The sequence below is a fragment of the Celeribacter halophilus genome, assembly GCF_018860305.1.
GTDB classification, from domain to species: Bacteria; Pseudomonadota; Alphaproteobacteria; order Rhodobacterales; family Rhodobacteraceae; genus Celeribacter; species Celeribacter halophilus_A.
On record NZ_JAHKPE010000028.1, the window covers coordinates 183,535 to 205,971 of the forward strand.

General features: G+C 56.5%; 23 protein-coding genes. 11 read left to right on the top strand and 12 right to left on the bottom strand.

Translation table 11 applies throughout. The features are described from left to right. Positions 1-511 precede the first annotated feature (511 nt). From KO492_RS10490 to KO492_RS18890, 4 genes are all read left to right on the top strand, one after another. On the top strand, positions 512-877 hold the full coding sequence (locus KO492_RS10490) for a hypothetical protein (protein ID WP_216044895.1): 366 nt from the start codon (positions 512-514) through the stop codon (positions 875-877). Positions 878-1,130: 253 nt separating this feature from the next. After that, positions 1,131-2,069, top strand: coding sequence for a PepSY-associated TM helix domain-containing protein (locus KO492_RS10495; RefSeq protein ID WP_216044896.1), 939 nt, complete (start codon positions 1,131-1,133; stop codon positions 2,067-2,069). 40 nt (positions 2,070-2,109) lie between these two features. Continuing rightward, a complete protein-coding gene (locus KO492_RS10500) occupies positions 2,110-2,277 on the top strand; it encodes a hypothetical protein (protein WP_216044897.1) in 168 nt (55 codons plus the stop codon). Positions 2,278-2,421: 144 nt separating this feature from the next. Further along, positions 2,422-2,706, top strand: a complete 285-nt coding sequence (locus KO492_RS18890; RefSeq protein ID WP_216044898.1) for a hypothetical protein — start codon at positions 2,422-2,424, stop codon at positions 2,704-2,706. 36 nt (positions 2,707-2,742) lie between these two features. Here KO492_RS18890 and KO492_RS10510 read toward each other — a convergent pair whose 3' ends face one another. From KO492_RS10510 to KO492_RS10535, 6 genes are all read right to left on the bottom strand, one after another. Next, the gene (locus KO492_RS10510; protein WP_216044899.1) at positions 2,743-3,525 is read right to left on the bottom strand and encodes an SDR family NAD(P)-dependent oxidoreductase; all 783 of its coding nucleotides are present in this window, start codon (positions 3,523-3,525) and stop codon (positions 2,743-2,745) included. A 21-nt stretch (positions 3,526-3,546) separates the two neighbouring features. After that, complete coding sequence (locus tag KO492_RS10515) at positions 3,547-4,863, bottom strand: TRAP transporter large permease (protein ID WP_066604148.1); 1,317 nt, start codon at positions 4,861-4,863, stop codon at positions 3,547-3,549. Between the two features lie 84 nt (positions 4,864-4,947). Then, entirely contained in the window at positions 4,948-5,475 is a 528-nt protein-coding gene (locus KO492_RS10520) for a TRAP transporter small permease (protein WP_216044900.1), read from the bottom strand. Positions 5,476-5,478: 3 nt separating this feature from the next. Continuing rightward, entirely contained in the window at positions 5,479-6,564 is a 1,086-nt protein-coding gene (gene dctP / locus KO492_RS10525; protein WP_216044901.1) for a TRAP transporter substrate-binding protein DctP, read from the bottom strand. A 58-nt stretch (positions 6,565-6,622) separates the two neighbouring features. Then, on the bottom strand, positions 6,623-8,134 hold the full coding sequence (locus KO492_RS10530) for a class I adenylate-forming enzyme family protein (protein ID WP_216044902.1): 1,512 nt from the start codon (positions 8,132-8,134) through the stop codon (positions 6,623-6,625). 28 nt (positions 8,135-8,162) lie between these two features. Continuing rightward, positions 8,163-9,338 (bottom strand): thiolase domain-containing protein, encoded by a 1,176-nt coding sequence (locus KO492_RS10535; protein ID WP_216044903.1) that lies wholly within the window; start codon positions 9,336-9,338, stop codon positions 8,163-8,165. 115 nt (positions 9,339-9,453) lie between these two features. On the opposite strand from KO492_RS10535, the gene KO492_RS10540 reads away from it, so the two are divergent. Next, positions 9,454-10,020 (top strand): LuxR C-terminal-related transcriptional regulator, encoded by a 567-nt coding sequence (locus KO492_RS10540; RefSeq protein WP_216044904.1) that lies wholly within the window; start codon positions 9,454-9,456, stop codon positions 10,018-10,020. A gap of 153 nt (positions 10,021-10,173) precedes the next feature. Here KO492_RS10540 and KO492_RS10545 read toward each other — a convergent pair whose 3' ends face one another. The 6 genes from KO492_RS10545 to KO492_RS10570 form a co-directional block, all read right to left on the bottom strand. Continuing rightward, the gene (locus tag KO492_RS10545; protein WP_216044905.1) at positions 10,174-11,031 is read right to left on the bottom strand and encodes a fumarylacetoacetate hydrolase family protein; all 858 of its coding nucleotides are present in this window, start codon (positions 11,029-11,031) and stop codon (positions 10,174-10,176) included. A gap of 75 nt (positions 11,032-11,106) precedes the next feature. Beyond that, a complete protein-coding gene (locus KO492_RS10550) occupies positions 11,107-12,054 on the bottom strand; it encodes an ABC transporter substrate-binding protein (protein WP_216044906.1) in 948 nt (315 codons plus the stop codon). Positions 12,055-12,130: 76 nt separating this feature from the next. Continuing rightward, positions 12,131-13,138, bottom strand: coding sequence for an ABC transporter permease (locus tag KO492_RS10555; RefSeq protein ID WP_216044907.1), 1,008 nt, complete (start codon positions 13,136-13,138; stop codon positions 12,131-12,133). Beyond that, complete coding sequence (locus KO492_RS10560) at positions 13,135-14,661, bottom strand: sugar ABC transporter ATP-binding protein (RefSeq protein ID WP_216044908.1); 1,527 nt, start codon at positions 14,659-14,661, stop codon at positions 13,135-13,137. Before KO492_RS10560 ends, KO492_RS10555 begins: the two co-directional genes overlap by 4 nt. Before the next feature lie 30 nt (positions 14,662-14,691). Further along, positions 14,692-15,438, bottom strand: coding sequence for an SDR family oxidoreductase (locus tag KO492_RS10565; RefSeq protein ID WP_216044909.1), 747 nt, complete (start codon positions 15,436-15,438; stop codon positions 14,692-14,694). 13 nt (positions 15,439-15,451) lie between these two features. Further along, the gene (locus KO492_RS10570; protein ID WP_252735478.1) at positions 15,452-16,975 is read right to left on the bottom strand and encodes a UxaA family hydrolase; all 1,524 of its coding nucleotides are present in this window, start codon (positions 16,973-16,975) and stop codon (positions 15,452-15,454) included. Between the two features lie 98 nt (positions 16,976-17,073). Here KO492_RS10570 and KO492_RS10575 point away from each other — a divergent pair, with 98 nt between their 5' ends. From KO492_RS10575 to KO492_RS10600, 6 genes are all read left to right on the top strand, one after another. Next, positions 17,074-17,772 carry a GntR family transcriptional regulator gene (locus KO492_RS10575; RefSeq protein WP_216044911.1) on the top strand — a complete coding sequence of 233 codons (699 nt, stop codon included), beginning with the start codon at positions 17,074-17,076 and terminating at the stop codon, positions 17,770-17,772. Positions 17,773-17,783: 11 nt separating this feature from the next. Next, positions 17,784-18,833 (top strand): aldo/keto reductase, encoded by a 1,050-nt coding sequence (locus KO492_RS10580; protein ID WP_216044912.1) that lies wholly within the window; start codon positions 17,784-17,786, stop codon positions 18,831-18,833. Continuing rightward, positions 18,823-19,254, top strand: coding sequence for an RbsD/FucU family protein (locus KO492_RS10585; RefSeq protein WP_216044913.1), 432 nt, complete (start codon positions 18,823-18,825; stop codon positions 19,252-19,254). The genes KO492_RS10580 and KO492_RS10585 overlap by 11 nt, the downstream gene beginning before the upstream one ends. Then, a complete protein-coding gene (locus KO492_RS10590) occupies positions 19,251-20,093 on the top strand; it encodes an amidohydrolase family protein (protein ID WP_216044914.1) in 843 nt (280 codons plus the stop codon). The genes KO492_RS10585 and KO492_RS10590 overlap by 4 nt, the downstream gene beginning before the upstream one ends. Before the next feature lie 665 nt (positions 20,094-20,758). Continuing rightward, a complete protein-coding gene (locus KO492_RS10595) occupies positions 20,759-21,076 on the top strand; it encodes a recombinase family protein (RefSeq protein ID WP_216044915.1) in 318 nt (105 codons plus the stop codon). After that, entirely contained in the window at positions 21,049-22,242 is a 1,194-nt protein-coding gene (locus KO492_RS10600) for a recombinase family protein (RefSeq protein WP_216044916.1), read from the top strand. The genes KO492_RS10595 and KO492_RS10600 overlap by 28 nt, the downstream gene beginning before the upstream one ends. Positions 22,243-22,437: the final 195 nt, after the last annotated feature.

Genomic DNA, 22,437 nt, shown 5'->3' on the forward strand with positions numbered 1-22,437 from the left:
GCACTCTGGAGGTTTTCCCCGTCACAAAAGAAATAAGCCAAATGTACTAACGAATTGTTAATTCCGACGATCAGGCAGGGGGCCACCCGACACTCAGAAGGAATAATGATGAAAAATTTACCTTTCCGCCGCGCTGATCCTTTGCACAGGCATGGCCCAAGCTGACGAATACTACCTGCTCAACGGGACAGAGATGTTCTCTTGCACATTTAACGGCGGCGCAAAGGCGGTCGAACTGTGCGACGCGGTTTGGGAAGATGGCGACATGGCCTCCTACGGTTTTTTCAAATCCAATAGAAATGTTGAAAAAGAGATCCGAATTCCCCTCAAAAACGCAACGAAAAATTTATGTTTTGAATTTAGAAAGTCGTTGATAAGGTCTGGCAGAGGAATAAACGTCATCGGAACGGGAGGCCCTTCGATACGAGCATCACGGATCGCACATTCTGTCGTGTTTTGGCGGGGAGGCTCCGTATGGTTGCGTTGATGGGGAAGTAGATAAGCGAATTTCATGCTCAAACGGGTATCGCATAACATTCACAGGGTCGCAGTTGTTGCTCTGTTGACCGTTGCGCTTGTCGCGACGGCGTTTGCCCATCGCCTCCCAAGCCCCTCCGACCTCGCGATCGAAGCATATGTCATCGCGGGCGGTGATATATCAGACCTCTGTGGCGGCTCGGGGTCGGACGGCCAGACAAGCCATAGCGATTGTCAGGCCTGCCACATCATCGGCTCCGTCCTTCTTCCTGATCACCTGCCGAGCACGGTCGAAGCGGATTACATCTTTGTCGCAACGGTGGTCGCGCCACAGGAACGCCGCGCCATTCGCGCAGTTCTGGATCCTGCGCGCGGCGTAAGGGCACCGCCGCTGGCCTGATCCGCCTTTATACAGATCACTCCAACCCATCGTCGCACCAGATGTGCAAGACCCGATCAAACCCGCATTTTCTGCGGCTCCTGACGGCTCTTGGCATCACGCAAACCGTGTCACCTCTGACACGCGACATGGCCGCGACACCGCAGCCGGGTTTGGACTGACTGGTTTAAGGCGCCCCCTTGGGTCTTGGCGACACACAAGCCCGCCCCCAACCGCACCAATCACCCGAACACCACTCCAAAGGATACCCGAAGTGCCCTTTTCACCCATAATGCGCCGCCGCATTCGACAACTTCACCGCTGGATCGCACTGGCCTTCTCACTCCCCCTTCTCATTCTGGCCCTGACCGGATTTCTCCTCAGCTTCGAGCCGTTGCTAAACAGCATGTCTCGCGGAACCGACAACCTCACCGCAGCGCGCAGCATCGAATTGCTGCAATCGGTTGATCCGCAAGGGAAAGCCAAAACCGTGACCCATCGCGGCTATGAAGGAACTCTGGAGGTCGCAGGCCCCGGACTGCGCCCGATGGTTCTGGACATCGAGACTGGCGAGGTTACGCAGCACGGCATAATCGCCAGAACCTTCATCCTTTCGCGGCAAATCCATAAGGCATTTGTCGGCGATTTGAGCTGGCTTGTCCTGATTTCCACTATCGCTATGGGCGTGCTGATTGTCCTTGGTTTGCTGATGGGCTGGCCGCGTCGGGCGAACACGGTCTCCGGCTGGCACCGTGTCGGCGCGTGGATCGGAATGCCGCTGCTGGCGATCACAACGGTTACCGGAGTGTTGATGAGTTTCGGCGTCACCATGGGCGGCGGTGGTGCCGCCCCGATGACGATGGGCAGGCTCAGTGAACCGATGTCAATGGTGCAGGCCGTGCAAGCGGTTGAGGCCCAACAAGACTTGTCGGCAATGGCCTGGATCCGTCCCGCCGGACCACGCATCATGATGCGTTATGCCCAAGGCGACCGGTTTCAGGGCTATTTTGTGACCCCCGACGAGATCGTAGCGGTGCCCAGAAACCTGCCACGCGCCATTCACGAAGGCCTCTGGTCGATCCCTCTCGGGCTGGCGATGAACCTTATCGTGTCCATCCTGACCACAGGCCTGATCCTGACCGGCTTGATCATATGGCTCCGTCGCCGCCGCCCCGCCTCATCCCTCGCGGCTTACCAAAACGTCCCCCGATAACTTTCAGCCTCTCTCAACTCTTCTAAAGGAGATTCAAACCATGAAACATATTCTCGCACTTTGTGCTGCCACGGCGCTTGCGTCACCGGCATTTGCGGAACAACCCGTCACCATCAACTTCGCCGCCGAAATTGATGGCAAGGCGTTTTCCTGCACCGAGACTTACGACAATCTTGGCAGTACCGACGGCACACTACAGCCCCTATGACCGTTTCAAATACTGGGGCGAGGAAGGTGCTTTGTCAGATACGGCCAAACGCGGTGAACGGTTGTTCTTTGGTCATCGCTTTGAATGTTACCACCGCCATGTCGCGTGCTTTTCACCGACAACCAGCAAACCACGCGCAGCGCGATGCCCGAGACAGGAAGCCACAATACCGGCCTCTACAACATCAACGGGACGGGGGCCTATCCTCCTCATGCGACAGGGTTCTACGAGTTCACCGGCGACCCTGCGGATATGGGACGGTTTCTCACCCCGAGCCTGCGCAACGTGGCCGCAACCGCGCCCTATTTCCACGATGGGTCGGCCGAAACACTCGAAGATGTTCTGGCACTCGATGCACGCAAGCATCCGAAATTGCAGGAAACGGACACACATGCGGTCGAAAAACAAACCCGCAGACCCTCACTATAAACGAGGGGACCACTGGGGCATGTGACCTGCGACATCTCAAGCTTCCAAATTGCCTGTCTGCGTCATCCCCGTCGCCATATAACCGCCATCAACGGTAAGCACCTCGCCGTTGACATAGGATGCAGCGGGGCTGGCCAGATAGGCCACAGCCTCAGCGATATCTTCCGGTTGACCTCGCCGACGAGCGGGCACCATATCGAGGACACGCGACCACGTTTCCTCGCTATAAGCGTTCAATGTCATGGGGGTCTCAATTACGCCCGGAGCAATGGCATTGGTGGTGACACCTCGCGGTCCCAATTCGAGGGCGAATTGCCGTGTCAGCCCCAATATAGCGGCTTTCGATGTGCCATAGGCGACCCTCCCGACCCCTGCTCGCAGGCCCGAAATCGAGGAAATATTAATAATTCGACCATAGCCACGGTGAGCCATGCCCTGTGCGACATACTGGCTGACCTGGAAAGTCCCCGTGACATTCACTTCCATAACCTGACGCCATGAGGCTTGCGAAAAGTCCAGCAACGGCTCGACCAAAATCAGCCCAGCGCTATTGACCAGAATATCGATGGGGCCGAATTGATCTTCAGCATCAGAAACCGCTGCGGGCAATCCCTGCGCATCTGTCACGTCAAGCGCTATGGCAATGGCCTCTCCTCCTGCAGTTTTGATTTCATGCGCCACTGCACGCGCCGCATCGATATTCAAGTCACTGACTGCCACCTGCGCGCCCGATTGCGCGAGGCGCAGCGCACTGGCTCGCCCGATGCCCGATCCGCCGCCAGTGATAAATGCCGTTCCATATGTCGTTCTAGTTGTCATTGGTCACTCCCTTCTCACACTTCAACGCGCCATCATGGTGTCAGGAAGCCACGTCACGATTTGCGGAAAGCAAAAAAGCAAAACAATGGTCACCATTTCGATGGCAACAAACCAGAGTGCCCCTTTGAAAACATCCGGCAACGGCGTGTCCCGATCAATCCCCGCAATGACGAAACAGTTCAGTCCGACCGGAGGTGTAATCAAACCGATCTCGCACATTTTGACGCAGAGAATACCAAACCAGATCGGATCAAAGCCGAGGCCGGAAACAGTCGGGAAAACGATGGGAAGCGTAATCACCATCATCGAGAACGCGTCAAGAAACATCCCGAGCGGGATATACAGCAACAACAGGACCGCAACGATGACATGGGGTGGCACCCCGCTTTCTGTGATGGCGCCTGCAATCATTTGCGGGACCTGAACAAGGGTCAGGAAATAGCTGAATATACCCGCCCCGATCATGGTAAAGAGGATCATGACTGTGGTCGTCGCGGTAGACCGGAAACTCTCGGAAAGATTCCGCCCGAGATTGCCGCGTGCTGACTTCGCACATAACAGCATAATAAATGCTGCGAGCGCCCCGATAGCACCGGCCTCTGTGGGGGTGACCAGTCCGAGGTAAATTCCGCCAAGAACGATTGTGAAGAGAACAAGAACCTGCCACGCCTGTGTGGTGGTCGAAAGCCGCTCTCCCCACGAAGCTCTCGGCGCACGGGTGGAGCTATCTTGCACGCGGTGACCGATCAGCGCCACGCCAAGCATAAAGGCAACTGTTGTGATGAGACCGGGAACGAAACCGGCAATCAACATTTTGCCCGCCGAGACTTCAGTCAGAGCCGCATAGAAAATCAACAGAACCGACGGCGGGATCAACACGCCCAGAACGCCTCCGGCAGCCACAGCCCCAGCGGCCAGACGGCGGTCATAGCCCTTTGCCTTCATCTCGGGGATAGCCACAGCCCCCACCGTCGCCGCAGTCGCAACAGAGGACCCTGAGGTCGCCGCAAATCCTGCCGACGTCAGGATGCTCGCCATCGCCAGACCGCCGGGCAAATGGCCGACCCATTTATTTGCCACATGGAAAAGCCGTTTCCCGACCTGCGCATGATGCGCGAAGGCCCCCATCAGGATAAAAAGCGGGATCACCGTGAGCGCATAATTCGCGGTGTGGGCGAAAGAAAAGGATTTCAAGCGGGCCAGCAAAAAGGCCAGATTCTCAACCATCACGATGCCGAAAGCTCCGGACAGTGCCAAGGCGGCAAAGACCGGCGTCCCAAGCGCCATGAGGAAAAAGATTAGCCCGACGGCAAGCGCCGTGATGAGTGTCACATCCATTGTCGAAGTCCTGTTGTTGTAAGGCGCGTCACCGGCATTAAAGCAGCGGCGCGCACTGGGGTGGTCAAAGAGCCGTTCCCCAAATCAGTGCAGATCGGACGGAATACGGTCCACTTCTGGTAAGGCCACCTGTTTCAGCGCGATGCGCAGGGCATGCACAACCGCCTGAAGCGCGGCAAACCATAGCCCGACAGCCACCGCGATTTTGGCCCACCAGATCGGCACCTGAAAATAGCCCCAGCGGAATTCGCGGATCGAGAAGGAATAGATCGCTTCCTGCGTCGCGGGCCATGCCAGCATGGCAAAGGTTAGCCCCGCGAAGAGCCATGCCAGAGCAGTACAGCCACGAGACCACGGGCCGGGCAAGACATCGGTCAGCATCGTGACACGAATATGCCCGTCATCAAGCAAGGTTGCCCCCAGCCCCATGAAGACCACCATCACCATGGACATTTCCGTCATTTCGAAAAGCCCCGGCACAGCACGACCAAAGAGGGCGCGGGCCACCACATCCAATGTGATGGCCACCATCATGAAGGCAAGAAAGCTCAATGCCACCCATGATGTGATCCGGGCAATCCCGTCAAGCAGGCGGTTCAAACGCGCCAGCATGGCTTACAGACCTGCCGCGATTTCGACCGGACGCTTCATCGTTCCGGTGCCGGCATGGCGTGCAATGGCCTCTTCGACGACCGCTTGCATTGCCGCACCGTCAATTCCGTTCGGCTTGGCGACTGTTTCAATCCACTTCTCCACCTGAGCAGGCTGGACCGTCGCTTTCGCATCTGCCTTTTCTGCGTCAGACAGGGATGTGAAGCTGACCCCTTCCGAGAGGGCCTTTTGCACATAATCTGCCAGAACCTTGTTGTAGATTTCAGAGAATTTACCGCTGTAAAGCTCATCGGCCAGATCGGTACAGACCTGTTGATGCTCGGCAGGAAGACCTTCCCAGACACGGCGGTTCATCACCGTCACGGCAGGCGCATGCGGGCCATCCCCGATGTCGTGGAAATTCGGTGCGATCTCGTGCAATTTATAAGCCACAGCGGTGACGAAGTCGAAACCATAGACACCATCCAGCACGCCGCGCTCAAGTGCTTGGTAGACTTCACCGGCCGCCATTGGCACCGCGATGCCGCCGAACCCTTCAATGACATCTGTGGCCACGCCATAGGCGCGAATTTTCTTGCCCTTGAGATCGGCAAGAGAGGTGATCGGTTCGCGCAAGATCAGCGGCGCGTAGTTCCAGTTGGTCCAGTAGAGCACTTTAGAGCGGTGACGCTCTTCCCATTCCTGACGCAGTGGCGCGAAGTTTTCATAGACATCACGGCACACCAGTTGCAGTTCGTCCGCACGTTCCATCCGGAAATACCACTCAAGCCCGCGCGTGACAGGAAGTTCGGCTTGATAATACCCCGGCGCAATCAGTGTCGTCTCGCTTGTGCCATCCCGAACAGCGCCGAGATGTTCACCAACCTTGTTAAGGCTACCGGCCCAGTAGTATTTCATACCAATTTCGCCGTTTGTCCGCTTTTCCAGCTCTTCAAAGAACCAGCGGTCCACCCAGGATGGTCCGGCCGTTTCGCTCACATAGCTGTCGAATTTCAGCGATGTCGCCGCCTGTGCCAGACCAGGCAGGCCCGAGATCAGACCAGCGCCCGCGAGAGCGCCCGAGGTTTTCAGAAAGTCACGTCTTTTCATGGTGTTTTCTCCTCCAATGAGACCGAGCTCCTCCTGCCCGGTTGCCTTGTTGTACGGCCTAGGCCGATGCCGTCTTGGAACATGCCTGGCTGCGCAGTTCCGTTTTCAGAACTTTTCCGTAGCTGTTCTTGGGCAGTTCCTTGACGAATTCGTAATGTTTCGGGCGTTTGAATGCCGCGATATGTTGTCTGCACCAGCTGTCAAGCTCCGGCACGCTGGCGCTTTTACCTTGCTCGAACACCACATAGGCGACCACTTGTTCGCCCCAATCCGGTTCGGGCACACCGATCACGGCGACTTCAAACACGGACGGATGACATAAGAGAGCTTCTTCGACTTCGCGGGGATAGATATTCGTCCCCCCCGAGATAATCACATCCTTCGAACGATCTGTGAGATAGAGAAAGCCGTCCTCGTCCAGATGCCCGAGGTCACCTGTATGCAGCCAACCACCGGCCAGAGCCTGCTCGCTGGCTTCGGCATTTTTCCAGTAACCCTTCATGACAGTCGGCCCTTTGACGCAGATTTCTCCTGTCGCTCCCGCGGGCAAAGGTGTTCCGTCACTCCCCAGCACAGCAAGCGTCACCGCGCCTTGGGCAATTCCCACAGAGGCACGGCGGGCCTGCCAACGCGGATGCGTCTGGTCCGCGACCAAGTCACGCCCCAGAACGGAAATCGTCATAGGAGTTTCCCCCTGTCCGTAAATCTGGACAAAACGAGGACCGTAACAGGCAAGGGCTTCGTTGATGTCATTGGCATACATCGGCCCCCCACCATAGATGATCGTGCGAATACCCTCGCCGGTAAATCCCTGCGCCTTCGAGGCCGCGATCAACCGTTTGACCATGGTCGGCGCAGCAAAGAACACCAAATTCCCGCGCGTCCTGGCCAATCCGATGATCTCGTCACTGTCAAACCCGTGCGAAGCAGGAATGAGATGCGCCCCGCCCGCGCGGATGTGCGCAAACATATACAGCCCCGCTCCGTGAGACATCGGTGCAGCGTAGAGCATGTGATCTTCGGCTTGGGCGCAATCGACATCCAAAGCGTAGCACAGAGTCATCTGACGCACATTTTCATGGCTCAGCATAACCCCTTTGGGCGTTCCCGTGGTGCCGGACGTGTAAAACAGCCATGCCAGATCCTGATCTTCGACCGGCACAGGAGCAGAGATCTTTTGGTCCTGCGCGGCATCCGTGCAAAGGGCCACTTCCTGAATGTCGGCTTTGTCCGAAAAGACTGCGCCACTTTCTGTGAATACAAGTGCCGCCTCCGCGTCCCGAATGATCCATTCGGCTTCACGCGGGTGTAGCTTGCAGTTGATCGGAACAACCACGGCCCCGAGCCACCAGCACGCATGAAGCACTTCGATATATTCGGGGGCGTTCTTGGCAAATACCGCCACGCGATCTCCCGCCAGAATGCCATATTCTTCCCGCAACCACGCCGCGCGGTTGCACGTCGTTTGCAAAAGCTCGGCATAACTCTGACGCAACACATCCCCCTCATAAAGAGCTGGGCGGTTCGGCCATGAGAGTGCCGTCTGATACAGCCAATTTGCGATATTCATCGTCTTTTCAGTCCTTGGATCATCTGGATTAGGCGCGGTCGGCCTTCAAAATCGTTGCATAATTGGCGACAGCTGCCCCGCCCATGTTGAAGGCAAGCCCCCATTCGGCGCCTGCGCGCTGGATATCCCCTGCGCGACCGGTCAATTGCCGGAACCCCAAAGCATGCATGGACACACCTGTTGCGCCGACCGGATGACCTTTGGCTTTGAGGCCGCCTGAAAGGTTCACGGGAGTGCGACCATCCGCATAGACAGTGCCCTCGCTCAGCGCACGCGCGCCCTGCCCTTTGGGCGCAAGCCCCATAGCTTCGTAGATCAGCAATTCAGCGGGGGTGAAACAATCATGAACCTCGGCGAAATCGAGATCGGACACGGTGATCCCCGCCGCATCATAGGCCATCTGAATCGCCCGCTCCGGTCCCTCGAAAGCGACGAAATCACGGCGGCTCATCGGCAGATAGTCGGAGACGTGTTCTGCTGCGGCCATCAAAACCCGCGCAGAGGCATCTGCGGCATGGGCCTCGCCCGAACTCAGGATAATGGCGGCGGCACCATCGGTGACCAAGGAGCAGTCGCTCAAACGAAGCGGCGGCGCGATCAACGGGTTTCTCTCGCTCACTTCGCGGCAGAACTCGTAGGGCAATGCCTTATGCATATGCGCCAACGGGTTTTTCATCGCGTTCTCATGGTTCTTTGCGGCAATCCGCGCAAAGGTATCCATGGGATCGCCGTAGCGTTCTGCATATTGCCGGGCTGCCACGGCAAAGACCTGCGGAAAGCTCAGCCCTGCTTCGGCTGTATCATTCTGATAGCCCGCCCCAGCCAGTGCTGTCGTCACATCAGGCGTCGAGCGATGGGTCATCTTTTCTGCCCCCACGACCAAGACATTTCGGGCACGTCCGGCGCGAATGGCATTCATGCCCGCGTGAATGGCCGCAGCCCCGGATGCACAGGCATTTTCACAACGTGACGCCGGCTTGAACCGCAAATCAGGATGGGCCTGCAAAATCAGCGAAGACGCAAAACCGTCCGGCACCAAACCGGAATTGAAATGCCCCAAGAATACAGCATCAATCTCCGCTGGAGGAATCTGTGCCTCCTCAATCGCTTCACGGGCAGCTTCGACAATCAACGCTTCGAGACTTTCCTCCAAACGACCAAAGCGCGTGTGACCGGATCCGGTAATATAGATGTCTGTGGTCATGAAATTTCCTCCTGCACATAGGGTCATGCAAAAATCGCATAGCAGCAATTCGTAGAATTACGTATAAATCTACGTATCAACTACGTAGATGCATCTGCAGCAAAGGGCAGGACTGATGAATTACGATCAAATATCCGGTGCCGACCTGGATCTCACAGGTTTCATGGATGCCCCGATCGGACTCATGGTTCTTTCAAATCGGGTTATTCAACGTGTGAATACAGAGATGGAGCGCATCTTTGGCTGGACCCGTGACGAGCTTGAGGGGCAATCCATCCGAATTCTTTATCCGTCGAGTGTCGACTACGAAAAAACCGGCGCGAAGTGGCAACGATGGCTCAAGGGGCGCCCACGCTATGCGGACGAACGTTTCATGCAATGCCGCAGCGGGGAAATCATCTGGACCCGTGCAGCAGGGCGAACCCTAACTCCGACAGACCCCTTCCGCCTTATGGTCTGGACGTTTGAACATCTGGAAAACAAACCGGCCACGTCCGCGACATTAACCCCGCGTGAACGCGAAGTCGCACGATATATCGTAAACGGCTACACCAGCAAAGAAACGGGACAGGCCATGGGCATTTCGCCACGCACGGTGGAGGTGCATCGTAGCTCGGTCATGAAAAAGCTCGGGGTGCAGAACGCCGCCGAACTCGTCGCTAAAATGATTGTGCAGAGTTAGGTGGAAGGCGACCAAGTATTTAATCTAGGTCGCCCTGCTTAAAGCTTTACGCAAAACCCTGCATCACAGATTTTCAGGGGGCGCAGCGTAATGTGTTGATGTGACAGAAAGCTCCGATCTCAAGCGATGACACATTCAGGGATCACACCATTATTATTTCGCGTTCCGCACAGTCTGTGTTTGCACGCCAAGCCCCTCAATTCCGAGACGCATGATTTCCCCGCCCTTGAGATATTTTGGTGGTTTCAAACCCATGCCGACACCCGGCGGAGTTCCGGTCGAAATGATGTCACCCGACTGCAGGCTCATGAATTGCGAACAATAGGCGATCAGGTGCGGGACTTTATAGACCATTGTAGCGGTCGAACCGTTCTGATGGCGCACACCGTCAACTTCCAGCCACATCGCGAGGTTGTCAAAATCACCGACCTCATCAGGCGTCACCAACCACGGGCCCGTCGGGCCGAACGTGTCACAGCCTTTGCCCTTGTCCCAGGTGCCCGCACGCTCAATCTGATATTCGCGCTCGGACACATCATTGATGACGCAAAAACCCGCAACGTGATCCATCGCATTGGCTTCATCAATATAACTGCCGCCCTTGCCAATCACGACACCCAGTTCAACTTCCCAATCCGTTTTCTTGGACCCGCGCGGAATGATCACATCGTCATCGGGACCGATGATGGCCGAAGTCCATTTGTTGAAAATCACTGGCTCAGGCGGCACATCCATCCCGCTTTCGGCGGCGTGATCGGCATAGTTCAACCCGATGCAGACAAACTTTCCGGTTTGGCCGACGCACGGTCCCAGACGCAGATCGCTTTGCGGGATGCCCTCCACAACAGGAAGCGTTGCAATGTCGAGCGATTTCAAACGCGCGATGGTGTCAGGTAGAAGCGCCGTTCCCGCGATATCCGAGACATGGCCTGACAGGTCGCGGACACGGCCCTCCGCGTCCAAACAGCCGGGTTTTTCCTGGCCCGCGGGGCCGTAGCGCAATAATTTCATGATGTCCTCAGACGTTGGTTTGCAAAAAGAAAAGCGTCGCGGCCTATTTATACATGAGCCGCGACAGAGTTCAGATCAATCGTACAGAACGGCCTGAATTTCAGGGTTATCGATATTGGACTGGTCATAGTAGTAAAAGCCCGTATCGATGATTTCCGGAATCTCTTCGCCATTCATCGCAGCAATCGCCGCCTTGACAGTCTCATAGCCAATTCCAACCGGATTTTGAGTGATCGCCCCCGCCATCAGACCCGCACGGATCGCATCCGTCTGCGCTTTACCGGAGTCGTACCCGATGATGACAATGTTCTCGGAACTCATTTCGCGCACGGCGTTCACGATACCAATCGCGGAGCCTTCGTTGGTCCCGAACATACCAGCCAGATCAGGGTTGGCCGTCAGAATAGCTTTGGCGACTTCGGTGGATTGCAACTGATCCCCCGCCCCATACTGAACACTGACCACTTCGATGTTCGGGTAACTGGCTTCGATCTGGTTCAGGAAACCATCACGACGGTCAATCCCGGTGCGGCTGGTTTGGTCATGGGCGACAACGGCAACCTTGCCTTCCCCGCCGAGGAATTCGGCCATTTTGTCAGCGGCCAAAGCAGCGGCTGCAACATTGTCTGTCGTGGCTGTGGCAACGGGAATGTCGCTATCCACACCGCTATCAAATGCAATGACAGGGATGCCGGCATCGTGAGCTTGGCGCAGAAGCGGGATGGCCGCCTGACTGTCGAGTGCTGCAAAGCCGATGGCGCCGGGGTTGTTGGCCAGAGCGGCGGCCAACATGTCGATCTGACGATCCACCATGGTTTCATTGTCCGGACCCTCAAACGTGATACGCACGCCAAATTCGTCGGCGGCTTGATCGGCACCGGCTTTCACGGCCTGCCAGAACTGGTGCTGGAAGCCTTTCGAAATCAACGGGATGTAGATTTCATCTTGCGCAAATGCAGCGGGCGCAGATGCAATGGCAATTGACGCACTGAGTGCGGCGATAAGGGAGCGACGTGACAACATGATGGTTCCTCCTGAGTTGTCGATCAAGCCCGGTTCTCCTCCCGGACAGAAAAGTCTTGGTTCGGCATTCGCGATATTACTTCGCGTTCTTTCGGCGCATCATGTCGGCATAAACCGCCAAGATGATAATCGCGCCTGTGACGACGGTTTGCCATTCTTGAGCCACCGAGAGGACACGCAGACCATTGGTCAGCACCGCCATAATCAGCGCACCGATCAGCGAACCAAGGATGGAGCCACGGCCACCCGACAGCGATGTGCCGCCAATGACCACGGCCGCAATGGCTTCAAGTTCGTATCCAAGCCCCAGCGCAGGCTGTGCAGAGTTCAAGCGCGAGGCAATCAACAGCCCCGCAATGCCCACGATGGAGCCCGCGAGCGCATAGATCGCGATCTTCCAACGCTGGGTGTTCACACCGGACAAGCGGACGGATTCTTCATTCGACCCAAGGGCAAAGCAGTAGCGGCCCAACACGGTGCGGTTCAGAATGTAGGCGGTGACGCCCGCCACGATGAACAGGATCAACACGCCGTTGGGGATCGGCAAGGACGGGATCACATCGCCAATCAACGAGCCGCGAGAGATTTCGCTAAACCCAGGTGTGTCGTTGAAATAGATCGGACGGGTGCCGGAGATCACAAGGCTCAACCCCTTGAGGATCAACATCATTCCAAGGGTTGCGATGAATGGCGGGATGGCCATTTTGGCCACGAATGTGCCGGAACATGCACCACAAATCGCGCCCGTCAGAACGGCGGCCAGCACGCCAAAGGGCAAAGGCAAGCCGGCGTAAGTCAAAACAACGCCGGTGATCACCGCGCAGAAGGTCATCATGGTCCCAACGGACAGGTCGATCCCGCCAGTGATGATCACCAAAGTAACCGCAATCGCCAAGACGCCGTTCACCGAAGTGGCCTGCAAAATCGCCAACATGTTGGAGGTCTGCATAAAGTTCGGGGATGCGATGGCAAACCCGATCAAAAGCACGACCAAGCTGGCAAAGGCCAAAACCCGCTGGTGGGTGCCCGCAGCAACGATCCGGGACAGGACGGACTTTGGCGCATCTACTGTTGTGGTGGTCATACTAACTCCTCCGCGCCATTCAACGCGCTGTCGCGTTGGGTGGCCAATTCCATGATCTGTTCTTGTGTGGTGTCCTCGCCGCCGGGCAAGATGCCGGTCAGGCGGCCTTCGCACATGACGGCGATGCGGTGGCTGAGACGCATGACCTCGGGCAACTCCGACGAAATCACGATGATCGCGCGGCCCTGTGCCGCAAGGGCTTCGAGCAACGCATAAATTTCGGATTTCGCACCGATGTCGATGCCACGCGTGGGTTCGTCAAAGATCAAAACATCGCAATCGCGCAACAGCCATTTGGCGATGACGACCTTTTGCTGGTTCCCGCCCGAAAGCAGGCGCACGTCTTGCATGTCCGAAGGTGTGCGGATGCCCAATTGCTCGATGTATTTGACCGCGACGTCTTTCATCGCGCCCTCATCCAGCACCCCCGTCTTGCTCGTGAATTGTCCAAGATTGGCCATCGCAATGTTGGCGCGCACGGTCATATCGACAGCAAGACCAAAGTGTTTTCGGTCTTCCGAAAGATACCCGATCCCCGCCTCGACAGCGGCATGAGGCGTGCGGATGTTCACCGGCTGACCCGCAACCAAAATCTCGCCCGCATCGCGCGGGTCGGCACCAAAGATGATCCGAGCCACCTCTGTGCGGCCTGCGCCCATGAGACCGGCAAAGCCCAATATCTCGCCCTTGCGGACATCAAAACTGACATCGCGAACCTCGTGTCCGCGCGACAGGTTGCGCACGTCCAAGGCGATCGGGCTTTGTGACAAATCGGGAATGACCGGCCCATTTTGGCTGACTTCGCGACCGACCATCAGATGAATGATTGTTTTCAGTGGCGTGTCGGCGGCCTCGACCGTGTCGATATAGGCCCCGTCGCGCAGAATGGTTACACGGTCGGCAATACGTTTGATCTCGTCCATGCGGTGGCTGATGTAGACGATACCAACACCGTCCGCCTTGAGCTTTGCGATGACATTGAACAGCTCCGAAATTTCCGTATCGTTCAACGCCGCTGTCGGCTCGTCCATGATCAAAACGCGCGGATTGTAGGATAGGGCTTTGGCAATTTCGATCAATTGCTGACGCGCAATCGTTTGAGTGCCGACCTTTGTGCGCGGGTCCATATCCAGATTGAGCGAAGCGAAAATCTCTGCCGTTCTGGCATTGAGCGCATGCTCGTCCAAACGTCCAAAGCTGCGGCGCGGCTCGCGTCCGATCAGAACGTTTTGAGCCGCCGTCAGGTCATGCATCAGGCTCAGTTCCTGATGAATGATCCCGATGCCAAGATCCTGTGCAGCGCGCGGGCCATCGGGGGAAACGGGCTTGCCATCGACAAACATCTCACCCCCGTCCGGCGTATAAATACCGGACATGATTTTCATCAATGTCGATTTTCCTGCGCCATTCTCCCCCATGAGCGCATGGACTTCTCCGGGTTTCAGATCGAATTGCACCGCTTTGAGCGCATGCACGCCCGGAAAGCGTTTTTCGATCCCCCTCATCTCCACCAGAAATGTCATGTCGCGTGCCCTCCCAAGCCGACGTTTTTGCTAGATCGTGCAACCACCATCGACCAAAACACTTTGTCCGGTGATGAAACTGCTGCCGTCGGACAAGAGATGCACGACGGTCGGCGTGAGATCATCCACTGTGGCCAAACGGCCCATCGGTTGACGCGCGATAAAGTCTTTTTCGGCCTGAACAGGATCCGGTGCAGCTTGGATACGCCCCTGCAAAGCAGGGGTGTCGACCGTGCCGGGGCAGAGTGCGTTGCAGCGCAGGTTTTGGGCTACAAAATCGGCGGCAATCGCTTTGGTCAAGCCGATCACAGCGGCTTTCGTCGCGCCATATGCGGTGCGCTGGACAAAGCCTTTTTCGGACGATGCCATCGACGACATGTTCAGGATAGAGGCGCTGCCTTCGCTTTCAGCGCGGCGCAACAGGCCGGGCACAAAAGCGCGACACATGCGCACCATGGATGTAATGTTGAGGTTGAGCGAAAACTCCCATGCGGCATCATCAAGTTCCAAAATGGACCCGTGATGAACCACGCCCGCACAGTTGAACAAGCCGTCAAGATCAGGAAGCTCGGCGGCCAGCGCATCAATGGCGGCGACGTCAGTCACATCCAACACACGGGTTTCAATGCCCTCTACGCCGGACATTTTAGTCAACAGATCGGCGTTCACATCCGTGGCGTAAACCTTAGCGCCCGCTTTCGCACAGGCCAGCGCGCTCGCCGCGCCGATGCCTTGGCCCGCCGCCGTAATCAGAATTGTTTTACCCTTGAGTGTCATATTGCCCCCATGATCACATCACCGCGCCAATTTGCCATGGCACGAATTCGACCCCGCCAAAGCCGAGGTCTTCACTCTTTGTCTGCTCTCCGGATGCCACGCGAATGAACATCTCGAAAATTTCCCGCCCCTTGTCCTGCAAGCTGACCCCTTCGCTGACGATGTCACCGCAATTGATGTCCATATCTTCGGACATTCGGGCGTACATTTCAGAATTGGTGGCGATCTTAATGCAGGGCGTAGGCATATACCCCGACACCGACCCGCGGCCGGTCGTAAACACAATCAGGTTTGCGCCGGAGGCGATTTGGCCAGTCACAGAGCACGGATCAAAGCCGGGACTGTCCATAAAGACAAAGCCTTTCTTGTCGATCTTTTCGCCAAACAGATAAACATCCGTTAGGGGTGCACTGCCACTTTTCGCCACAGCCCCGAGCGACTTTTCAAGGATCGTGGTCAGCCCCCCACGTTTGTTGCCGGGACTGGGGTTGTTGTCCATCTCGCCTTTGTTGCGGGCAGTGTAATCTTCCCACCAGCGCACGCGATCAATCAGTTTTTCACCCACCTGAACCGTCGCCGCACGGCGGGTCAAAAGGTGTTCGGCGCCGTAAATTTCAGAGGTTTCCGACAGGATCGTTGTTGCACCATGGCGCACCATCAGGTCCGACGCAACACCAAGGGCCGGATTGGCCGTGATGCCGGAATAGCCGTCAGAGCCACCGCATTGCATCCCAACCATGAGATGCGAGATCGGCGCAGGTTCGCGTGTCGCCATGTTCGCCTGCTCGGCGATGCCGCGCAATTCCACGAGACCTTTTTCAATCGTCTTGCGCGTGCCGCCCTCATGCTGGATCGTCATATAGCGCAGCGCCCCATCGGCGCGGATCGGACGGCCTCCGACAAGCGCGGACACTTGCATGACCTCACAACCAAGCCCGATCAACAGAATCCCGCCAAAGTTGGGGTGCTGGGCATAACCGGACAACGTGCGGAACAACGTGTCGTAGCCTTCGTTTTCGCCCGACATGCCACATCCGGTGCCGTGCGTGATCGGAACAATGCCGTCGATATTTGGGAAGTCGTCCAACAGTCCGGATTTCTCGGCCGCTTCTGCAATGAATTTCGCAACCGAGCCGGAACAGTTCACCGAGGTCAGAATGCCAAGGTAGTTGCGGGTACCGACCTGACCATCCGCCCGATGGTAGCCGTTGAAGGTGCGGACCTCAGGGGTCGCCTCAAGCGCCACAGCCTCACTTGCGTGGGCGTAATCCTGAGAATGGTCGCCCATGCCGAGATTTTGCACATGGACGTGTTCGCCAACCGCAATGTCACATGTCGCCTGACCGATAATCTGGCCGTAACGCAGGACGTTCTCACCTGCTTTGATGGGCGCTATCGCAACCTTATGCCCGCGCGTGACAGATTGTAAAAGAGTCACCCCTTCCGGCATGCCCAGATCCCCTGCCGCGATGTCATCCAGCGCAATAGCAACATTGTCTTGCGGGTTCAGCGTCAGCATGCGGGGCCGTTCTGTCATGTTCGTATTCCTCTGGCCCGCAGTGGGCATGTCCGTTAATCTAAACTAGCTTGACTTGCGACATGTGTCAACTAACATGTCAGTTAGAGGAATACAGAATGCCATTACCAGATCACATCTTAGATATTAACAGTTTAGACGGCCCCCTCGGGCAACGCGTCTATACAGTGCTGCGCACCAACATTCTGGAAATGGCACTGAAACCGGGGGAGGTTCTGCGCAAAGGCGCACTCTGCGACAAGTTGGGCGTCTCGCGGTCTCCTATCGCCGAAGCATTGGGGCGACTGTCTTCGGACGGGCTGGTTGATATCATCCCGCAATCCGCCACCCGCGTGTCGCGCTTCTCTTTAGCAGAGCTTTTGGAGGAGAACTTTCTACGCGAAGCTGTAGAAGTCGCAGCAGTGGCACGCGTCGCCAGCGATCACACCGACGACCAACTCACGAGACTGTCCCGCAACCTGCGCTTTCAGGCGTTGCTTGTGGAAGACGAGGACTTTCAGGGTTTCTTTGAAGCTGATCTGGAGTTTCACGAACTGATCCTGAGCTTTACCGGTTTTCCCAAGGTCAATCTTGTCGCTGAAGAAATGACCCTTCAACTGCGCCGCGCGCGCAAGTTGATGCTTCCCGATCCGGGCCGCCCGGCTCAAGCCGTAGCAGAACACCAGGACATTCTAAAGGCGATCGAGGCCAAAGATCCCGATGCAGCCCGCGCTACGATGACCCGCCACCTTCGCCAGCTGACAAAACGCATCGCGCCGCTTGAACGCGAACATCCGGATTACTTCCGCACAACCTGAATTGAGGGACCATGAAACTGGCCACAAAAATCCCATTGAACCAACGCACCGCATCCCCCGTTGCGCTGACCCGGCTGGGGTTTGGCGGCGCGCCCTTGGGCAATCTCTATCGCAAGATTGAAGATGACGAAGCACAGGCCACCCTTGATGCCGCTTGGGACGCGGGCATCCGGTATTTCGACACTGCCCCGCAATATGGATTGGGGCGCTCTGAAATGCGGTTTTCCGAGGCCCTTCGTCGGTTTGACATCGACGCCCTCACGCTTTCGACTAAGGTGGGCCGCGTGTTGGAAGACTGCCTCATTGATGACGTCACACCCGAAGCCTTTGTTGATGTGCCGCAAAAACGGATCGTCTTTGATTTCACCTATGAAGGCATCATGCGCAGCTATGAGGATAGCATCCAACGCCTCGGGGCGGATCAGATCGACATGCTGTTCCTGCATGACATCGATTCCGGAACCAACGGTCAGGCGTTTGAGGACAATAATCTGCGCCAATTGTTCTCTCAGGGCGGCTATCGCGCCCTCTCGGAGCTGCGTGAGGCTGGTAAGATTTCAGCCATCGGCGCGGGTGTGAACACCTGGCAAATTTGTGAACGGTTACTGGGGGAGGCTGAGTTTGACGGCTTCCTTTTGGCCGGACGCTATACGTTGCTGGAACAAGACCCGCTCGACAGTTTCCTGCCGCTGTGCATCAAACGTGATGTCGGAATCATTTTGGGCGGTCCGTATAATTCGGGCATTCTGGCGACCGGAGCCATCGAGGGTGCGCGCTACGATTACGCCCCCGCGCCCGAACATATCCTTTCGCGCGTCCGTAAACTTGGCGAGGTCTGCGCCGCCCATGACACGCCGCTGATTGCCGCAGCATTGCAATTCCCGCTGGGCCACGAGGCCGTGAAAACCGTCATTCCTGGTGCTTCCACGCCTGATGAAGTGCGACAGAACGTGGCGATTTTCGAAACATTAATACCACAGGCGCTTTGGTCTGACCTCAAGGGGGAAAGCCTCATTCGCCCCGATGCACCAACACCCATGGAGCCTGATCATGCTGCATAACATTCCTCCGCTTCTCTCCCCCGACTTGCTTCACACCCTGCGTGCAATGGGTCATGGCGATGAGATTGTCATTGCCGACGCCAATTTTCCGGCCACCGCACTCGGCACCCGCTGTCACCGACTTGACGGGGTCAGCGCCACAGATGTTTTGGAAGCCGTGCTATGCGTCATGCCGCTAGACAGCTATGTGCCTAACCCGGCGTTGGTCATGGAAAACGTAGATGATCCCGATGCTCTGCCACCCATCGTCGCGACGTTTCAGAACATTATAAACACATCAGCGGATAACCCGTCCGCTTTGGGTAAATTGGAACGTTTCGCATTTTATGATCGCGCCAAGACTGCCTTTGCCATCGTCCAAACCGGCGAGACACGGCTGTATGGCAATATCATCCTGAAGAAAGGTGTGATTGGCACATGATCATCGACGCACATCAGCACTTTTGGCAACTTGCGCGTGGCGATTACGACTGGTTGACGCCAGAGCTTGCGCCACTCTACCGTGACTTCATGCCAGAAGATTTGATGCCGCACCTGCAACGAAATTGTGTTGACGGAACAATTCTGGTGCAGGCTGCCCCGACAGCTGCGGAAACAAAATTTCTGCTAGAAATCGCCGACAACACACCTTTCGTTTTGGGTGTGGTTGGCTGGACTGACTTTACGACCCCCTCGGCTGCTGATGATATTGCAGAACTTGCCAAACACCCAAAACTCGTGGGCCTGCGACCGATGATCCAGGACATCGCCGACGACAACTGGATGCTGCGTGATGATCTCGCTCCGGCCTTTGAAATGATGGTCCAAGCCAACCTGACCTTTGATGCACTCGTACGACCGCAACATCTTTCGCAACTTCGCGAACTTCTGTCACGCTATCCGAAAATGCGCACTGTGATTGACCATGCCGCAAAACCCCGAATTGCAGATGCTCTGTTTGACGATTGGGCCAACGACATAGCCACTATCGCAAAAGAAACAGAGGCTTTTTGCAAGCTGTCCGGCCTTTTGACTGAAGCAGGCAAAGACTGGAAGGCAGCAGATGTGGACCTCTACGTTGCACATCTTCTGGAACATTTCGGGCCGGAAAGGCTACTTTGGGGAAGCGACTGGCCAGTCCTGACCCTTACCTCAGATTATGACACTTGGCGTGAATTGGCCGATGCCCTCATACCAAGTGAACGTGCCAGAAGTGCCATTTTTAGCTCAAGCGCCATCGATCTGTATAGGCTTTCCGAGCGACAACTCACTGCTTCTTGAATACGGTGTATGACACTGAGGAAGCATCACAAATCTTGGTGCTCATCACGGCGAGACGCGTGAACGGACACCCGGCTCATTTCGAACATCCCAACCTATTCCTTTTAAACATAAGGCGCCCCGATGCCACACCTGTCTGACGTCAGCGCTTATGGGACCAAATAGCGGTATTTGGTCCCATAAGCGCTGACGTCAGACAAATCCGGATTTTATAGATCTGGCAGGTTCAGCGACCGGCACAAGCCGCGCCCGAGCGGAAAGTTTGCGAATTAGTTTTTTTCAAACGCCTGTTTATCCACAATTTTTTCGCGGTTTAACTTCCATTTCCGCCATTCTGGCCACCCCATGAGGCTCTCGATGTTTTACAATGATGATACAACCGCCGGAGCACGCACCGGCCTCAATGACATCATTTTATACCGTCTGGCGCAGCGCCGGAACGGGCGGGAGACCTCGGCCAATGGCACGGGACCGGAAGAGACATGCAAACGACAAGGGGACGCCTATGGCACCCCCTGTTGCTGTCTCACCCTCCCCGTCAACCACCACAGAGCCTCACCCGGCGTTGGTTCAAATCGCGCGCATTCTGGCACGACAGGTCGCACAGGCCGACATTGCCGCTCATAACTCGCTTCACCGGGAAGATTCATCGGAGAACTAAGCACATGCCCACCCCACCTCTTCGCGCTGCCATCTACGCCCGCTATTCCACAGACATGCAATCTCATGCCTCCATTGAAGACCAGCTACGGATCTGCCACGGGCTAATCTCGGACCGTGGATGGATCACAGTTCAAAACTATTCCGATGCGGCAATTTCCGGCACATCCCTTCAAAGGCCGGGCTACCAAAGCCTTATTGAAGACGCACAGAATGGCCACTTCGACGTGGTCGTGGCCGAGGGGCTTGATCGCATCAGCCGCGACCAGGAACACACTTCCGGCTTCTACAAAAAATGCAGTATCTTGGCATTCGCATTGTAACCGTGGCGCAAGATGAAGTGAGCGAGATGGATATCGGCTTCAACGGCGTCCTGTCTGCGATGTTCCTGAAAGACCTCGCCGCCAAAACCCACCGCGGTCTGGAAGGACGCATCCGCAAAGGCAAATCTGCAGGCGGCATCTGCTACGGCTATAGCGTCACCCGTGCGTTTCACGAAGATGGAACCCCCGTCACCGGAGAACGTGACATCGATCCCGAACAAGCCGCCATTGTTCGGCGCATTTTCGAAGAATATGATGCAGGCCATTCTGCCCGTACAATTGCAGCACGTCTCAATGCCGAAGGCATCTCCACGGGCACCGGCAAAGGTGCAGGCAAAAATTCCGACACATGGGGTCCGTCCACAATCATGGGCAACTGGAAACGCGGCACAGGTATCCTGAACAACGAACTCTACATCGGCAAACTCGTCTGGAACCGCCAGACGTTCATCAAAAATTCGGATACACAGAAGCGACAGGCACGCCTGAACCCGCCTGATCAATGGGTCATCAAAGCCGTGCCCCACCTGAGGATCATTGATGACGATCTATGGGACCGCGTCAAAGCCCGTCAATCCGCCATTCGCGCGAACATGAACCCTGCAGGCGTTTTGAATGCCGACATGCGTCCCGAGAATGCGCGGCGTCCGCGTTATTTGTTTTCAGGATTGCTCAAATGCGGCTGCTGTGGCTCGAGCTATACCTTGATCAACAAAACGCGCTACGGATGCGCCGGCGCCCGCAACAAAGGTGGCGCCATCTGCACCAATCGCGCCACGATTACGCGCGAGACACTTGAAGACCGCGTGCTCACAGGCCTGCGCGATTGCCTGCTCCACCCCAAACTCTTGGAAGTCTTTGTCGAAGAATACCACCGCGCCTTTAATCAGACTGCCGCCAGCGCAAACGCATCGCGCGAGAAGGCACGTCGGGACCTCGCGACTGTCGACAAAAAGATCAACGGCATCATGCAGGCGATTGAAGACGGGTTCTATCAATCCAGTATGAAAGCGCGTTTGGCTGAGCTCGAACACAAGAAGCAGGCCCTGAGCGACGTTCTGGAACGCAGTTCCGAGCCCCCGTCCTCCGCCTGCATCCGAACCTGGCGGATGTTTACCGGACCAAAGTGCGCAACCTGTCGTCGGCCTTACAGGATCCGTCCCTGAAGACCGAGGCAACCGAGGCGCTGCGCGGATTGATTTCCCAGGTAAGGATGATGCCCGACGAGATTGCCCCAAACGGCCATCACATTGAACTGGTTGGAGAATTGGCGGGCATTCTCGGTTTGGAGGGTCTGGATACGACAAAGCCCGCGCATATTGCACGGGCAGGGTCGATTACACTGGTTGCGGGAGTAGGAT